The sequence below is a fragment of the Phenylobacterium sp. genome (genome assembly GCF_036677185.1).
GTDB lineage: Bacteria > Pseudomonadota > Alphaproteobacteria > Caulobacterales > Caulobacteraceae > Phenylobacterium.
Genome location: NZ_JAKFEN010000028.1, coordinates 60,071 through 75,475, shown reverse-complemented (window position 1 = coordinate 75,475; position 15,405 = coordinate 60,071). Strand labels below are relative to the sequence as shown.

Below are 15,405 nucleotides of genomic sequence, written 5' to 3'. Positions count from 1 at the left end.
CGTAGTCGAGACGCGGCCGAAGGCCCCGGCTACCGCCCCGCCCCCCAATCGCCTAGCTTCGCGTCATCAGCGGATCACAAGCGGGCGCTTTCCCATGTTCGAGCTCAGCCAACTTCGCTGCTTCGTCGCCACCGCGGAGGAGCTGCATTTCGGCCGCGCGGCCCAACGCCTGAACATGACCCAGCCGCCGCTCAGCCGGCAGGTGCAGCTGCTGGAGCGGATCCTCGGCGTCACCCTGCTGGACCGCACCAGCCGTTCGGTCCGCCTCACCCCGGCGGGCCGCGCCTTCCTGCTGGAAGCCCGCCGCATCCTGCGCCTGGCCGAGTCCGCGGCGCTCGCCACCCGCCGCATCGCCAGCGGCGACGCCGGCCAGATCGCCATCGGGTTCACCGCGGCGTCCGGCTACAACTTCCTGCCGCGCCTGGTGATCCTGTCGCGCGCCCACCTGCCCAACGCCGACCTGACCCTGCGCGAGATGGTCACCCGCGAGCAGGTCGAGGGCCTGCTCACCGGCAGCATAGACATCGGCCTCGTACGCCCGCCCATGGAGCGCGCCGAGTTCGCCACCGCCCGGGTGCTGAGCGAGCCCCTGGTCGCCGCCCTGCCCACCGGCGACGCCCGGCTGGCCAAGGCCTCCCTCACCCTGGCCGACTTCGACGACGCCCCGCTGATCATGTATTCGGCCGAGGGCGCCGGCTATTTCCACAACATGCTGACCACCCTGTTCGACGCCAATGGGATCACGCCCAACTGCGTGCAGCACATCACCCAGATCCATTCGATGCTGGCCCTGGTCCATGCGGGGCTGGGCGCGGCCCTGGTGCCCGAGGCGGCGATGAACCTGCATTTCGACGACGTTCAGTACCGGCCGGTCGAGACCACCCCCGCGCGTCCGGTCGAGCTCTACATCGCCTGGCGCAAGGACAATGACAGCCCGATCCTGCAGCCGTTCATCGATCTCTGCATCGCCGAAGCCGCCCTGATCGAGGGGCCGAACGACTAATCCCCTGCGGCGCCGAAGGACCGACCAGACCATGCTGACCGACCGCCGCCGCCTGCTCGCCGCCGCCGCAGGCCTGGGGCTGGCGAGTCCCGCGGCCGCGGCCGCCAAGTCTCCGATCGCTGCCACCAAGGCCGGAAAGGTGCGTGGCGCCGTCCAGGACGGGATCTCGATCTTCAAGGGCGTCCGCTACGGCGCCGACACCGGCCCGCGCCGTTTCATGCCGCCGCTGCCGCCGCAGCCCTGGGCCGGCGTAAGGGACGCACTCGCCTACGGCCCCGCCTCGCCCCAGACCAAGGCCGAGGGCGCCACCAGCGAGGACTGCCTGTTCCTCAATGTCTGGACGCCTGGCCTGCGCGACGGCAAGCAGCGGCCGGTCATGGTCTATGTCCATGGCGGCGCCCACGCCAACGGCTCGGGGTCGGACCCGCTCTATGACGGCGTGAACCTAGCCCGCACCGGTGACGTGGTGGTGGTGACGGTCAACCACCGGCTCAACGTCTTCGGCTACGGCCATTTCGCCAAGCTGGGTGGGCCCGACCTGGCCGACAGCGGCAATGTGGGCAATCTCGACCTGATCCTGGCCCTGCAATGGGTGCGCGACAATATCGCCGAGTTCGGCGGCGATCCGGACAATGTCACCGCCTTCGGCCAGTCGGGGGGCGGGGCCAAGCTGGTCACCCTGATGGCCATGCCGGTCGCCAAGGGCCTGTTCCACAAGGTCGCCACCATGAGCGGCCAGCACGTGACCTCCATGGGCCCGATCAACGCCACCGAGCGGGCCAAGGCCTTCATGGCCGCCCTGGGTCTCAAGCCGGACCAGACCGACCTGCTGCGGACCCTGCCGGCGGAGCAGCTGGTCGCCGCGCTGAAGATCACCGATCCCGTCCTGCGCAAGGGCGCGATCATCTTCTGGTCGGTGATGGATCACCGCAGCCTGTCGCGGCATCCATTCTTCCCCGATGCGCCGCGGGAGAGCGCCCACATCCCGATGATCATCGGCAACACCCACGACGAGACGCGCGCCTTCCTGGCCGGGGACCCTAAGAACTTCGCGCTCGACTGGGACGAACTGCCCGCCAGGCTGGCCCCGGAAATGGTGGTGGACATCGATCCGGACGTGGTGGTCGCACGCTATCGCGAGCTCTATCCCCAGGCCTCGGCCTCGGACGTGTTCTTCTCCGCCTCCACCGCCGGCCGCTCCTGGCGCGGCCACCTGATCCAGGCCGAGGAACGGGCGAAGATCGGAGCGCCGGCCTGGATGTACCAGCTCGACTTCGGGTCGCCCCTGGAGGGCGGTCGCCTGGGCGCCTTCCACAGTTTCGACATCGCCCTGGTGTTCGGCAATCTGGCGGCGGAGGGGTCGAAGACCGGGACCGGACCCGCGGCGCTGGCCGTCTCGCAGCAGATGAGCGCGGCCTTCCTGGCCTTCGCCCGCACGGGCGATCCCAACTGTCCCGAGATCCCGGCCTGGGAGAAATACACCCTGGAGCGTCGCCCAACCCTGGTGTTCGACGTCACGTCGAAGATGGTCGACGACCCGCGGAGCGAGGAGCGCAAGCTGTTCGCCGCCGCCCCCTACTTCAAGCCGGGGAGCTGATCTCGGCCCAGGGGAAGGCCAGGGTCGGCCGGTTGGCGTGGCGCTGCATGCGCAGGGTGAGCCGCGCCCCGGCGCCGGGCGCGAGCCGCACGGTGAAGCTGGACGCGCCCACCGCGATCTCCTTGCCGCCCTCAAGGCTGACCCCGAGGATCTGGTGCTCGCCGTAGCCGCCGCCCTGGACGACCACTTCGCGGGCCTGGGTCTGGCTGACATTGACCAGGGTCACGCCGGTTGTCCGGTCCGTCAGGCTGTCGACCAGGGCCGCCACGTCCGGCGGGACTCCAGCCCGTCGTCGCTGCGGATCGAAGTAGCGCAGCCGGGCATATAGCGGCGCGCCGCCCTGGGCCGGCGAGGTCTTGCTCCACGGTGGCCGGGCGATATGGATGGCCCCTTGCATCAGGTGCATCAGGGCCGTGACGCTGGCCGGATTGATGTCCAGCGCGTTGTCGGCAAGCCGGGTGTCGGGGGTGGTCTTGTCGTCCCGCTGGGCCTGGACCCGCTGGCGCACGCGGCTCAGGTCGGCGCGCAGGGCCTGCCCCGGATAGGTCGGATTGCGGCCCTCGAGGAACGCCACCCACGGATGGTCGTCGCCCGCCCGCGCCCGGTCGGAGGCGCGCATGGAGAGGTACCAGATCTCCCAGTTGTTCAGCACATAGTCGCCGGGCGCATAGGAATACCAGCCGGCGTCGCCGTGCATGCGCGGGGTCGAGGGCTTGCCGTCGACCAGCTTCTTCTGGGCGTTGATGACGTCGTTCTGCCTGCGCCAGACATCGAGATAGCGGTCGTCGCCGGTCAGCAGATAGGCGTTCATGAAGGCCACGATGGAGCGCGGCACACGATTGCGGTCTTCCCGCTTGCCGCCCGGAGGCGCCACCGGGCTGAAGCCCCAGCCATAGACCCCGCCCCACCACTTGCCGTCGGTCGCGCCGCCGATCTTGCCGTCCAGCCCGATATTGCTGGGCAGCACCCCGCCATTGGCCTTGGCCCGCGCCACCCAGGCGTCGACATAGTCGAGCAGCCAGGTCCGGTACTTCTCCTCGTGGTCCAGCATATAGGCGTTGAGCGCCAGGGTGGTGGCGTGCAGGTTGAGCGGGCTGTCGCCGATGATGTCGCCGTACTCGGCATAGTGCAGCAGGGTCTCCTTGTAGGTCCGCTCACCGTGCTCCATCTGGAACCGGTCGCCGACCTCGAAAGGATCGCCCGCCCAGTCCAGCGGCGTGGCCTTGCGCATCAATGGCCCGCGGCTGCCGTTGAACATGCTGCGGATGATCTTGACCTTGGGGTCGTAGTTGGGCGCCCCCGGATCCTCGTTCATGTAGAAGCCGGCGAAGCGCCGGGCGCGCTGGCGGAAACGCGGGTCGTACGGGTCCGACAGCCCCTGCAGATTGAACATCGACAGCCCCTCGCTGAGGTGCTGCCAGTCCATCATGACCGGGAATTCCTTGTAGTACATGCCATCGCGGGCGAACGGCACGTCCTTGGTCTTGGCCAGGGCGTATTGGCGCAGATTGCCTTCCCAGGCCTTCTTGTAGAGCTCAAGGATGCGGTCCGATCCGCCCAGCGCATGCAGGTGGGGCCAGTCGTTGACGTTCTCGATGGCGTCGTCGGGGCCGTCATTGGCGCCCCAGCGCTCATAGGCCAGCAGGAAGCCGCGATCGTCGAAATAACGGGCGAAGAATTCCTCGCAGGCCTCCGCGTTGGCGCGCAGCAGCTCGCGCTCCAGCAGCGCCCACTCCGGTGGCGCCATCGGCGTGGCGACCTCCAGCCGGCCCCCCTCGCCGGCCCGCGCGGACGCCGCCGGGGCGCCCAGCAGCAGGGCCGAGGCGCTGGCGAGAAAGCGGCGGCGGGTGGTCATGGGGTCACCGGATCAGGCGGCGGGATCGAGTTTCAGGCGCTCGATTTTCCCGACGATGAGGAAATAGGCCAGGATGGTGATGATGCAGTGGGCGCCGACGAAGATCAGGGCCCCGTCGAACGAGCCCGTCCCCTGCACGATGTAGCCGATGACGATGGGCGTCACGATGCCGGCGATGTTGCCGAAGGTGTTGAAGATGCCGCCGGTCACTCCGGCCATCTCCTTGGGCGAGGTGTCGGCCACCACCGCCCAGCCCAGCGAGGCCACGCCCTTGCCGAAGAAGGCCACCGCCATGATCAGCACCACCAGCCACTGCTGCTCGACGTAGTTGCAGACGATGATCAGCGAGGCCAGCAGCATGCCGACCAGCAGCGGGGTCTTGCGCGCGATGGTCAGCGACCCGGTCTTCTTCAGCAGGGCGTCGGAGATGATCCCGCCCAGCAGGCCGCCGACGAAGCCGCACAGGGCCGGCGCCGCGGCGGTGAAGCCGGCTTCCAGGATCGACAGGCCCCGCTCCTTGACCAGGTAGATCGGGAACCAAGTGACGAAGAAATAGGTCAGGACGTTGATGCAGTACTGGCCGAGATAGACCCCCAGCAGCATGCGGGTGGTCAGCACCTTGCGCACGTTTTGCCAGGTGAAGGCTGCGCCGCGATCGGCGGTCTTGTCCTCCATTCGCACCAGGCCGCCGCCGGCCTCGATATAGTCGAACTCGCCCTGGCTGATCTTCGGATGGTCGGTAGGCGCATGCACCAGCCGCACGAAGATCGCCGCGGCCAGCAGGCCGACCCCGCCCATGACGAAGAACACCGAATGCCAGTCGAAGGTGTGCACCAGCCAGCCCATCAGGGGCGCGAAGGCCACCAGGGCGAAATACTGCGCGGAGTTGAAGATGGCCGAGGCGGTGCCTCGCTCCGACCCCGGAAACCAGGCCGCGACGATCCGGGCGTTGGCGGGGAATGAGGGGGACTCGGCCAGGCCGACCATAAAGCGCATGGCGAACAGGGCCACGGCCGCGGCCAGGCCCGTGAAGATCCCCGCGAAACCCTGGAGCAGGGTGAACAGCGACCAAAGCACCAGGGCCGCGGTGTAGATCCGCTTGGACCCGAACCGGTCCAGCAACGCGCCGGACGGAATCTGGCCCAACACATAGGCCCAGGCGAAGGCCGAGAGGATGTAGCCCATGGCCACGGGATCGAGGCCCAGCTCCTTCGACGCCGACGGACCGGCGATCGAGAAGGTCGCGCGGTCGGCGTAGTTGATGGTGGTGATGACGAACAGCAGGAAGATGATCAGGTAGCGGACCCGCGTCCTCTTGATCCCGACGGCGGCGGCCTGAGTGGTCATCCGTTGCTTCTTCCCGGTGGTCTTGTTCCCGGCGAGCCCGCTAACGGGATTCGCCTCGCCCTCGTCGGAGGGTTTCCTTAGGCTCTGGACGCTAGAGGGGCGGGCGGCGACGGTCTAAGCCAATTCGCCTATGGACCGATCCAAGTTGGGCATGGATGGCAGGCTTTTGGCCGGCGGCCCAAGGCGGTCGCCTCGGAATGGACCGCCCGGGCAGGCCTTACGCGGACAGCCGAAACGGGCGCCGATGGCGACGCCCACGGACGTATCGGTGCAGATCGCGCATCGGTTCATGCCCAATTGGGATTGGCCTTAGGAACGCCTCCCAACCAGTCTTCCGCCGCCGACAAGAGGTTGCCGCCGGCCGCGCCGGATCAGCGAACATTGCTGACGACCTCGACAAGAACGACCTGCGACGGCCGCGGGCGGGGAGAGATACAATGGCGTTCAAGAACATTTCCAGCTTCAGGTCCGTGCTGCGTGGCGGTGTGTCGGGCTTGGCCGTCGGCCTGGCCCTATCGGCCGCCGGCGCCGCCCATGCGCAGGACGCTACGGCCGCGCCGGCCGAGGTCGACGAGGTGGTGGTCACCGGCTTCCGCGCCAGCCTCGCCAGCGCGATCAACATGAAGCGCCAGGAATCAGGCGTCGTCGACGCCATCAAGGCCGAGGACATCGCCCAGTTCCCCGATCTGAACCTGGCCGAGTCGCTGCAGCGCATCCCGGGCGTCTCGATCTCGCGGATCAACGGTGAAGGCCGCCAGGTCACCGTCCGGGGCCTCGGCTCCGACTACACCCGCGTGCGCAACAACGGCATGGAGGCGATCAGCACCACCGGCGGCACCGCCAACAGCGGCGGCACCAACCGTGGCCGCGGCTTCGACTTCAACGTCTTCGCCTCCGACCTTTTCAACAGCCTGGCCGTCCGCAAGACCGCCTCGGCCGATGTCGAGGAAGGCTCCCTGGGCGCCACGGTCGACCTGACCACCGCTCGGCCCTTCGACAGCAACAAGACCCAGTTCGTCATGTCGGCGGGCGCCAGCTACAACGACCTCTCCCAGAAGGCCACGCCGCGGGTCTCGGCCCTGGCCAGCCGCACCTGGTTCGACGATCGGCTGGGCGTCCTGGTCTCCGCCGCCTACGAGGAGCGCCGCCTGAAGGAGGAAGGCGCCAACATCACGCGCTGGACCTACGGCGGCAGCAACGGCGGCTTCAACGCCGCCTCCACCCTGCCCGGCTTCACCCTGGCCCAGATCAACAATCCCGATCCGGCCACCGGCATCTTCGCCCCGCGCATCCCGTCCTATGTGAGCTACGACATCGAGTCCAAGCGGCTCGGCCTCACCGGCACGGTGCAGTTCCGGCCCACCGACCAGACCCTGCTGACGGTCGACGCCCTCTACGCCTACCTCGCCGGGACCCGCAAGGAAGCCCAGCTCCAGGCCATCGGCCTGTCGCGCTCCGGGGTCGGCAAGCCGCAGACCATCATCCGCGACGGCGTGGTCGAGGACCGCAACCTGGTCTACGCCCGGCTGGACAACGTCGATCTGCGCACCCAGTCGGCCTATGACGAGCTGAACACCGAGTTCAAGCAGTTCACCGCCACCCTGACCCACGACTTCAGCGACACCCTGCGGGTCGGCGCCCTGGCGGGCTTCGCGGACTCCACCTTCACCCAACCGGTCTCGACCATCGTCACCTTCGACCGGGCCAACAGCCAGAACTACAGCTACGACTTCCGCGGCGACCGCGCGCCCACCATCCTGCTCGGCTTCGACCCGACGAACCCGGCCAACTGGTCGCACGTCACCGGCACGTCGGAGGTGCGCATCCGCCCGCAGTTCGTGGAGAACCAGTTCTCGACCGGAAAGATCTATGGCGAGTGGGACTTCAGCGACAACCTGACCTTCAAGGCCGGCGTCGATTGGCGGAAGTTCGAATACGACTCCTACGGCGCCTATCGGACCACCGAGACCGTGGTCCAGACCCTGACGCCGGCCCAGCTCGCCTCGGTGTCGAAGGTCTTCTCCGGCTTCGGGCGCAATCTCGACCTGCCGGCGGGTAACGCCACCAGCTGGCTGGCCCCGGACATCGACGCCTACAACGCCATGCTGAACATCTACAGCAACTCCGGCATCTACGCGCTCACCAACACCAACAACTCCTCGGCGCGGGGCCAGTACGGCGCGGTCCAGGAGGAGAGCACGGGCGCCTACGTCCAGGCCGACTTCAAGTTCGACGCCTTCGGCCTGCCCTGGCGCGGCGACGCCGGCGTCCGTTACGTCAAGACCGACCAGGAGTCGGCGGGCTATGCGGCGGTCAGCGGCGTCATCCAGCGGGTCCAGGCCAAGCGCAGCTACGACATGGCCCTGCCGTCCTTCAACATCGCCACCGACCTGACCGACACCGTGGTCGCGCGCTTCAGCGCGGCCAAGACCATCGCCCGACCGGGCATCGGCTCACTCTCCCCCGGCGGCGACGTCGGCGTCCAGGGCGCGAACCGAAACTTCAGCTCGGGCAATCCGGACCTGGAGCCGACCAAGTCGACCAATGTCGACCTGTCATTGGAATGGTATCCGTCCAGCGGCACGATCCTGGCCGCCGGCTTCTTTTTCAAGCGCATCGACACCTTCGTCGCGACCCTGCGCCGCGAGGCGGTCTTCAACACCCTGGGCCTGCCCGACTCGCTGCTGACCGGCACCGGCGCCCTGCCCACCGAGGTGTTCCAGGTCACCCAGCCGGTCAATTCCGACGGCGGCGACCTGACCGGCGTGGAACTGAACTGGCAGCAGCCGCTGAGCTTCCTGCCAGGCTTCTGGAGCAACTTCGGCTTCATCGCCAACTACACCTATGTGAACTCGGACATCGAGTACCTGACCTCCACCGCCCCCGGCGCGCCGACCGTCAGCGCCACCCTGGTGGGCCTGTCCAAGAACGCGGCCAACTTCACGCTCTACTATGAGACCGACCGCTTCAGCATCCGGGGCTCGGCGGCCTACCGCTCGGGCTACCTCACCCAGGTGCCCGGCAGCGACGGCAACAGCCGGCACGGCACCAACGAGACCCTGAACCTCGACATGCAGGCCACGGTGAACCTGCGCGAGAACCTCAAGCTCAGCTTCGAGGCGGTGAACCTGACCGACGAGTTCAACGATCAGTATGTCGGCGAGAGCAACCGCCTGAACGTCTACACCCACAGCGGGCGCCAATATCTCGTGGGCCTGCGCTACAACTTCTAGGTCCCTCGGAGACCGATCATGTTCAGCCCTCTCGCCGCCGCGCTCGCCGCCGTCGCCCTACAGGCGTCGCCGGCCGCCCCGGCCGCGCCCATGACGATCGTCCGCGAGCAGGACGTCATGCGGCGCGAGACGCCCCCGCCGCACGGGGGCGTCGGCGAGAGCACCGCCTATCGCCTGTCGGACCAGGCGCCGCGGCGGGCCATGGAGTTCCGCAAGCGCGTCCTGCACGCCGGCGCCTCCATCGGCCTCCACGTCCTGACCCACGACGAGGTCTATTATGTCCTCGAGGGCGAGGGCGAGGTCACGTCCGACGGCGACACCCGCCGCATCGGGCCCCGGACGGCGGCCTACCTCTATGAAGGCGCCAATGTGGGGATCCGGCAGGTCGGCGGCGGCGACCTCGTCCTGCTGATCTCCTATCCGCTGAAAGCGCGCACCAAGTAGGGGAGACCCCTCGGCCCGGCCCCGCGCGCGAGGCCCATGCGACCATCAAAGCAGCAGGTCGGCGCCGCGTTCCTCGCGAAATCGCCGCGAGATCGTTCATTTGACGGTCCGCGACGATTTTCCATGCAATCTCGATTGCTAGCGATCCATATCGCGCTCGATTAGGCAATGTATCGTCGATTTTCATCGTCATATCGCACCACGAAGCCGGATATCACCAACACAATCTCATATGGACGTCACGATCATGGATGTCTCGCGACGCTTTTGAGTATCGCAAAGTCGCGGTCAGTCACCTTCCGGCGGTGCGCAGTTCATTTCAAAACTCGATGGCGGTCGAAGCTAGCGAGTTCCATCAATCGTGGGGACCTGAATGAATAGCACCACAAGAACCAGGCCGCTGATGGCCCTGCTGTTGGGGACGGCCCTGGCCCTGCCCGGCCTCGCGGTCCAGGCGGAGCCCACGCCGGAGATGCGGGCGGCTGCGATCGCCGGCGTCGAGGCGCGCACGAAGCTCGCTCAGGAGATGGTGGACTCGGTGTTCAGTTTCGCCGAGCCAGGCTTCCAGGAGGTTCGGACCTCCGAATACATCACCGGCATCCTCGAGAAGAACGGCTTCAAGATCGAACGCGGGATCGCGGGCATCCCCACCGCCTGGACCGCCACCTGGGGTTCGGGGGGGCCGCTGATCGCGCTCGGCAGCGACATCGACGCCCTGCTGGGCCTGTCGCAGGCGCCCGGCGATCCGAACATCAGGCCGCAGGTCGTAGGCGCGCCGGGGCATGGCGAGGGCCACAATTCCGGAATGCCGCTGATGGTCGTCGCCGCCCTCTCGGCCAAGGACGTCATGGAGAAGAACAAGATCCCCGGCCGCCTGATGCTCTGGCCGGGCGTCGCCGAGGAGTTGCTGGCGACCAAGGCCTTCTATGTCCGCGACGGGGTGTTCAAGGACGTGGACGCCTCGATCTTCACCCATGTCAGCCGCGACTTCTCCACCGGCTGGGGGCCCGCGGGCAACAACGGGATGGTGTCGGTCGAGTACACCTTCCACGGCAAGACCTCGCACGCCGCCGGCGCGCCCTGGGCCGGACGCAGCGCTCTCGACGGGGTCGAGCTGATGAACACGGCGTGGAACATGCGCCGCGAGCACCTGCCGCTCACCCAACGCTCGCACTACGTGATCACCAATGGCGGCGGCCAGCCCAACATCGTGCCGGGCACGGCGTCGGTCTGGTACTATTTCCGCGAGAACACCTTCGACTCCATCCGCTCGCTCTACGAACTGGGCAACAAGATCTCGGAGGCCTCGGCCATGGCCACCGACACGACGGTGGAGCGTCGGCTGCTCGGCTACGCCGCGCCCAATTTCGGGAACAAGCCGCTGGCGGAGGCCGCCTACGCCAACATCAAGAGCGTCGGCATGCCTCAGTGGTCCGCCGACGACCAAGCCTTCGCCAAGAGCGTTCAGGAGGTGAACAAGTTCAAGCTCGAACCGCTCGCCGCCGAGGTGGCGCCGCTCTCGACGCCGGACTCCCGCGGCGTCTCGATGGGCGGCGGGTCGGACGACATCGGCGACGTCATGTGGACGGTCCCGACCATCACGATCCGCTATCCCTCGAACGTGCCCAACGCCATCGGCCACAACGTCACTTCGGCCATGGCGATGGCGACGCCCATCGCCCACAAGGGCGTCGTGGTGGGGGCCAAGGCCGTGGCCCTGACCGTGCTGGACATCGCCACCACGCCGTCGCTGGTCACCGCGGCGAAGGACTACTTCCAGAACGTCCAACTGAAGGGCCAGGCGTACGATCCGGTCCTGACCAAGGACGACAAGCCGGGCATCCACCTGAACGCCGAGATCATGGCGCAGATGCGGCCGAAGATGGAGCCATACTACTATAACCCTAAGAAATATAAGAGTTATCTAGAACAGATGGGCGTCAAATATCCCATCGCTCCGACGAAGTAACGTCTTCGCGCACCTGTCGCGGAGGCTGGATGCGCGCGGATGGTTCGGGGAGACGCCCAGCGTCTCCCCGAATTGATTCCGGCGGGTCGTCTAGGCCTTGCCCTGGAACACGATCGGCGGTGTTCCCCGCCGCGCGACCTCGCGCATCACGAAGCTACTGCGGATCTTCGCCACGTGCGGCAGGGTGGAGAGTTCGCGGCGATAGACCCGGTCATAGTCCTCGAACGACTCCACGTTCAGCATGAGCAGGAAGTCCGTGTCGCCGGAGACGAAGCCGCAATAGGAGACCGAGGGGCACTTCACCACCTCGCGCTCGAATTCGTTCAAGGCCCGCTCCGCCTGGGAGCTCAGCTCGATGGCCACGAACACCACCACGCTGTAGCCGAGCATCGGCATGTTGAGGTTGGCCGAATAGTTCAGCACCGCCTGGCGCTCCTCCAGGCTCTTGCGCCGCCGCGCCACGGCCGTGCTGGAGAGGTTGATCTTCTCCCCCAGCCAGACGTCCGACGCCCGCCCGTCGATGCAGAGCTCCTTCAAGAGCCGATAATCGACGTCATCCAGCTCAATCTGTTCGGATTTCGACATCGGTCCTGTGACTCCATGCATAAATCAGCGGCACAAACCCATTTTCGGCGCTGAAAACCCGCATTCCGCAAGTCAAATTTGCACGCCGGAATAACATGGCCTCAATCGCGGTCGGGGGCGCGTGGCGGTCCTATCATACGTGTCTCCTGCCGCCGCGCACGCTGCGCGGATATTTACTGAGCCGCCCTCCAGGGGCGGTCCACGGGGCTGGAAACAAACAGGATGCGCCGCGACCAACGCGGTGGACCGGAGCCTAGGTTCCGGATGGCGAGCTCAACCGTTCGGACGGTCGGGCGAGGGTTCAAAATCAAGTTGAGTAAGCGGCGCACCGAATAGCTCGGCGCCCGAGGGAACCGCTTTGCCCTTCTAGGAGGCGCACGGCGACAACAATTGCAATCGACCGCTTTTATTAGCGAACACTTATCTGGGGATAGAAATGAAGCTCGCGGAAAGCCTTCGGTCGGCATTGAATGTCCGGCGCCATGCGCTCGCAACGGTCAGCGCGACAGCCCTTCTCGTGTCGGGTCAGGCCGCATTCGCCCAGTCCGCGACGGACACGGCGGCGGGCGACGAGGCCGTCGACGAGGTCGTCGTCACGGGATCGCGGATCGCGCGCGACGGCTATGACGCGCCGACGCCGGTGAACGTCCTGGGGGCCCAGGAAATCGCCGCCGCCGCGCCGGCGAACATCGCCGACTTCGTCAACACAATGCCTTCGGTGGCCGGCAGCTCGACGGCGGCCAGCTCCTCAGGGGCGCTCAGCAACGGCGCGGCCGGCATCAGCGCGCTCAACCTGCGTTCGCTGGGCACCGGCCGGACCCTGGTGCTGTTCGACGGGCAGCGATCCGTCGTCTCCGCGGCCACAGGCCAGGTCGACACCAACACCTTCCCGCAGTCGCTGATCTCGCGGGTCGAGGTGGTGACGGGCGGCGCCTCCTCGGCCTATGGCTCCGACGCCATCGGCGGTGTGGTCAATTTCATCCTCGACAAGGAATACACCGGGGTCAAAACCACGCTCGAATACGGCGAGACCACCTACGGCGACGGCGAGAACTGGAAGTACAACATCACCGCCGGCGGCGGCTTCGCCGGGGGCAAGGGCCACGCCTTGGTCAGCGCCGAGTGGGTGCGGCAGGACGGGGTCCAGACCATCGACCGCGACTGGAACAAGAGCGGCCATTTCGCGATCCGCAACACCGACCTCTCGGCCACCGCGCCCTACTACATCGTCGCCGATCATGTGGGCATCTCGACCTACACCCCTGGCGGCCTCATCACCGCGGGCCCGATGCGGGGAACCTATTTCGGCGTCAACGGCTCGGTGAACCAGCTGGCCTACGGCGCGGTGTCGGGCCAGTGGATGGTCGGCGGCGACTGGGAATATTCGACCTCGGGGATCAACGGCACCAACACCCTGATCCCGAACGAGGACCGCGACAGCTATTTCGGACGCGTCAGCTACGAGCTGACACCCAGTGTCGAAATTTTCGCCCAGGCGTCCTACGCCAGGTACGAGGGCCTGGGCTACTACATCTCGCCGACCCAGACCGGCCTCGTCATTCGATCCGACAACGCCTACCTGCCGGCCGCGGTGAAGGCGCAGATGACCGCGCTTGGCCTAACCTCCTTCACCATGGGCACCAGCAACGCCGACATGCCAGCCTCCGGCAGCGCCATGGTCCGCGAGACAGAGCGCTATGTGGTCGGCGGCAAGGGCGACTTCCAGCTGTTCAACCTGGATATCGACTGGGACGCCTACTATCAGCACGGCAAGACCCAAACCCACGAGCAGCTGACCCCGACCTGGAACAATGCGCGCCTGGCGCTCGCCACGGACGCCGTGCTCAGCAACGGCCAGATCGTCTGTCGCTCCACGATCACCAGTCCCGGCAACGGCTGCGTGCCACTCAATCGCTTCGGCGTGGGCGTGGCCAGTCAGGCGGCGCTGAACTACGTGCTCGGCACGCCGCTGCGTGAGCAGGAATTCACTCAGGACGTCGCGGCCTTCAACCTGACGACCAGCAGCATCGAGGGCTGGGCCGGGCCGATCTCGCTGGCGGCGGGCGCTGAGTATCGCAAGGAGAAGATGACCGGCACGGTCGATCCCCAGTACGCGAACGGCTGGAAGTACGGCAACTACAAGGTCACCACCGGCAAGTACGACGTGACCGAGGCCTATTTGGAAGGCGTGGTGCCGCTCTATGCCGGCCTGGACTTCAACGGCGCGTTCCGTCTGACGGATTACAGCACCTCGGGCACGGTGAAGACGTGGAAGGCGGGCCTGACCTACGCGCCGATCGACGACATCAAGTTCCGAGCCTCGGCGTCGCGCGACATCCGCGCGGCGAACATGAGCGAGCTGTACGACGCCGGCACCGCGCGCAGCAATTCGGTGAACATCAACGGTGTCTCGACCGCTTTCGTCCAGAACCTGCAGGGCAATCCCAACGCCAAGCCCGAGGTCGCCGACGGCTATGGCGTCGGGGTGGTGGTCTCGCCGCGTTTCCTGCCCGGCTTCCAGGCCTCGATCGACTACTACGACATCAAGGTGAACGGGGTCATCAGCTTCGTCACCGCCCAACAGACAGCCGACTACTGCTACATCCAGAAAGTCGCGTCGTACTGCAGCAACCTGAAGTTCGTGAACGGGTCGCTGAGCACCATCGACCTCTACTACGACAACCTCAACAGCATGTCGGCGAAGGGCCTCGACATCGAGGTCTCATACCGCACCAACCTGGAGGACCTCGTCGCCTGGGGCGCCGGCGCCCTAACCCTGCGCGGCATGTTCACCCACTATATCGAGAACGTGACGGACGACGGCGTCACCGCGATCGACCTGGCCGGCGCCAATACCGGCAGCACGCCGGACTGGGTTTACCGCCTGTCGGCCACCTACAACCTGGAACCCTGGTCGTTCAACCTGACCGCCCGAGGCGTCAGCGACGGCGTGGTCAGCAACGCCTACACCGAGTGCCAAAGCGCCTGCCCGGCCAGCGTCGCGCCCTACTACACGATCAACGACAACAGCATCGAAGGGGCGATCTATTTCGATGTTTCGGCCACCCACAGCTTCACGGTCGCCAGTGTCGACGGCGAGGCCTTCGTCTCGATCAAGAACCTGTTCAACACCGAACCGGTCCTGGTCGGCAATCCGAACGCGCTCGGCGCCGAGAACACGGCGGGCTATCCGCAGACCAACCGGAGCCTCTACGACGTGTTCGGCCGCACGTTCCGGGTCGGCCTGCGACTGGATTTCTAGGCGGACGATCCGCAGCCGCGGATGCGGGGCGGCGCTGCGACGATTTGTCGGCAAGCGCTTGTTAACGCGACCTTCCAGGCCCCTGGCGTAGGCTTTGGCCAAAAGGGGGG

The 15,405-nt window shown here is 66.7% G+C and carries 9 protein-coding genes; 6 read left to right on the top strand and 3 right to left on the bottom strand.

The annotated features are described in order from the left end of the window. Positions 1-94: 94 nt before the first annotated feature. Positions 95-1,003 carry a LysR substrate-binding domain-containing protein gene (locus V6M51_RS17350; RefSeq protein WP_332769172.1) on the top strand — a complete coding sequence of 303 codons (909 nt, stop codon included), beginning with the start codon at positions 95-97 and terminating at the stop codon, positions 1,001-1,003. Between the two features lie 31 nt (positions 1,004-1,034). Beyond that, entirely contained in the window at positions 1,035-2,600 is a 1,566-nt protein-coding gene (locus tag V6M51_RS17345; RefSeq protein ID WP_332769171.1) for a carboxylesterase/lipase family protein, read from the top strand. Here the strand turns inward: V6M51_RS17345 and V6M51_RS17340 are convergent. Together V6M51_RS17340 and V6M51_RS17335 are read right to left on the bottom strand one after the other, a co-directional pair. Then, a complete protein-coding gene (locus V6M51_RS17340; protein WP_332769170.1) occupies positions 2,584-4,455 on the bottom strand; it encodes a hypothetical protein in 1,872 nt (623 codons plus the stop codon). The genes V6M51_RS17345 and V6M51_RS17340 overlap by 17 nt on opposite strands. Before the next feature lie 12 nt (positions 4,456-4,467). Continuing rightward, positions 4,468-5,802: an MFS transporter gene (locus V6M51_RS17335; protein ID WP_332769169.1), complete on the bottom strand. Its 1,335-nt coding sequence runs from the start codon at positions 5,800-5,802 to the stop codon at positions 4,468-4,470. 437 nt (positions 5,803-6,239) lie between these two features. On the opposite strand from V6M51_RS17335, the gene V6M51_RS17330 reads away from it, so the two are divergent. From V6M51_RS17330 to V6M51_RS17320, 3 genes are all read left to right on the top strand, one after another. Then, a complete protein-coding gene (locus V6M51_RS17330) occupies positions 6,240-9,035 on the top strand; it encodes a TonB-dependent receptor (RefSeq protein ID WP_332769168.1) in 2,796 nt (931 codons plus the stop codon). Positions 9,036-9,053: 18 nt separating this feature from the next. Next, positions 9,054-9,479, top strand: coding sequence for a cupin domain-containing protein (locus V6M51_RS17325; protein WP_332769166.1), 426 nt, complete (start codon positions 9,054-9,056; stop codon positions 9,477-9,479). Positions 9,480-9,852: 373 nt separating this feature from the next. Continuing rightward, on the top strand, positions 9,853-11,448 hold the full coding sequence (locus V6M51_RS17320) for an amidohydrolase (protein ID WP_332769165.1): 1,596 nt from the start codon (positions 9,853-9,855) through the stop codon (positions 11,446-11,448). Positions 11,449-11,538: 90 nt separating this feature from the next. Here V6M51_RS17320 and V6M51_RS17315 read toward each other — a convergent pair whose 3' ends face one another. Further along, entirely contained in the window at positions 11,539-12,033 is a 495-nt protein-coding gene (locus V6M51_RS17315; protein WP_332700231.1) for an Lrp/AsnC family transcriptional regulator, read from the bottom strand. 436 nt (positions 12,034-12,469) lie between these two features. Here V6M51_RS17315 and V6M51_RS17310 point away from each other — a divergent pair, with 436 nt between their 5' ends. Next, positions 12,470-15,295 (top strand): TonB-dependent receptor plug domain-containing protein, encoded by a 2,826-nt coding sequence (locus tag V6M51_RS17310; protein ID WP_332769163.1) that lies wholly within the window; start codon positions 12,470-12,472, stop codon positions 15,293-15,295. The last annotated feature ends 110 nt before the right edge of the window (positions 15,296-15,405 follow it).

Coding starts and splice junctions, on each gene's coding strand:
- V6M51_RS17350 (WP_332769172.1), top strand. CDS start 95: ATGTTCGAGCTCAGCCAACTTCGCTGCTTCGTCGCCACCGCGGAGGAG.
- V6M51_RS17345 (WP_332769171.1), top strand. CDS start 1,035: ATGCTGACCGACCGCCGCCGCCTGCTCGCCGCCGCCGCAGGCCTGGGG.
- V6M51_RS17340 (WP_332769170.1), bottom strand. CDS start 4,455: ATGACCACCCGCCGCCGCTTTCTCGCCAGCGCCTCGGCCCTGCTGCTG.
- V6M51_RS17335 (WP_332769169.1), bottom strand. CDS start 5,802: ATGACCACTCAGGCCGCCGCCGTCGGGATCAAGAGGACGCGGGTCCGC.
- V6M51_RS17330 (WP_332769168.1), top strand. CDS start 6,240: ATGGCGTTCAAGAACATTTCCAGCTTCAGGTCCGTGCTGCGTGGCGGT.
- V6M51_RS17325 (WP_332769166.1), top strand. CDS start 9,054: ATGTTCAGCCCTCTCGCCGCCGCGCTCGCCGCCGTCGCCCTACAGGCG.
- V6M51_RS17320 (WP_332769165.1), top strand. CDS start 9,853: ATGAATAGCACCACAAGAACCAGGCCGCTGATGGCCCTGCTGTTGGGG.
- V6M51_RS17315 (WP_332700231.1), bottom strand. CDS start 12,033: ATGTCGAAATCCGAACAGATTGAGCTGGATGACGTCGATTATCGGCTC.
- V6M51_RS17310 (WP_332769163.1), top strand. CDS start 12,470: ATGAAGCTCGCGGAAAGCCTTCGGTCGGCATTGAATGTCCGGCGCCAT.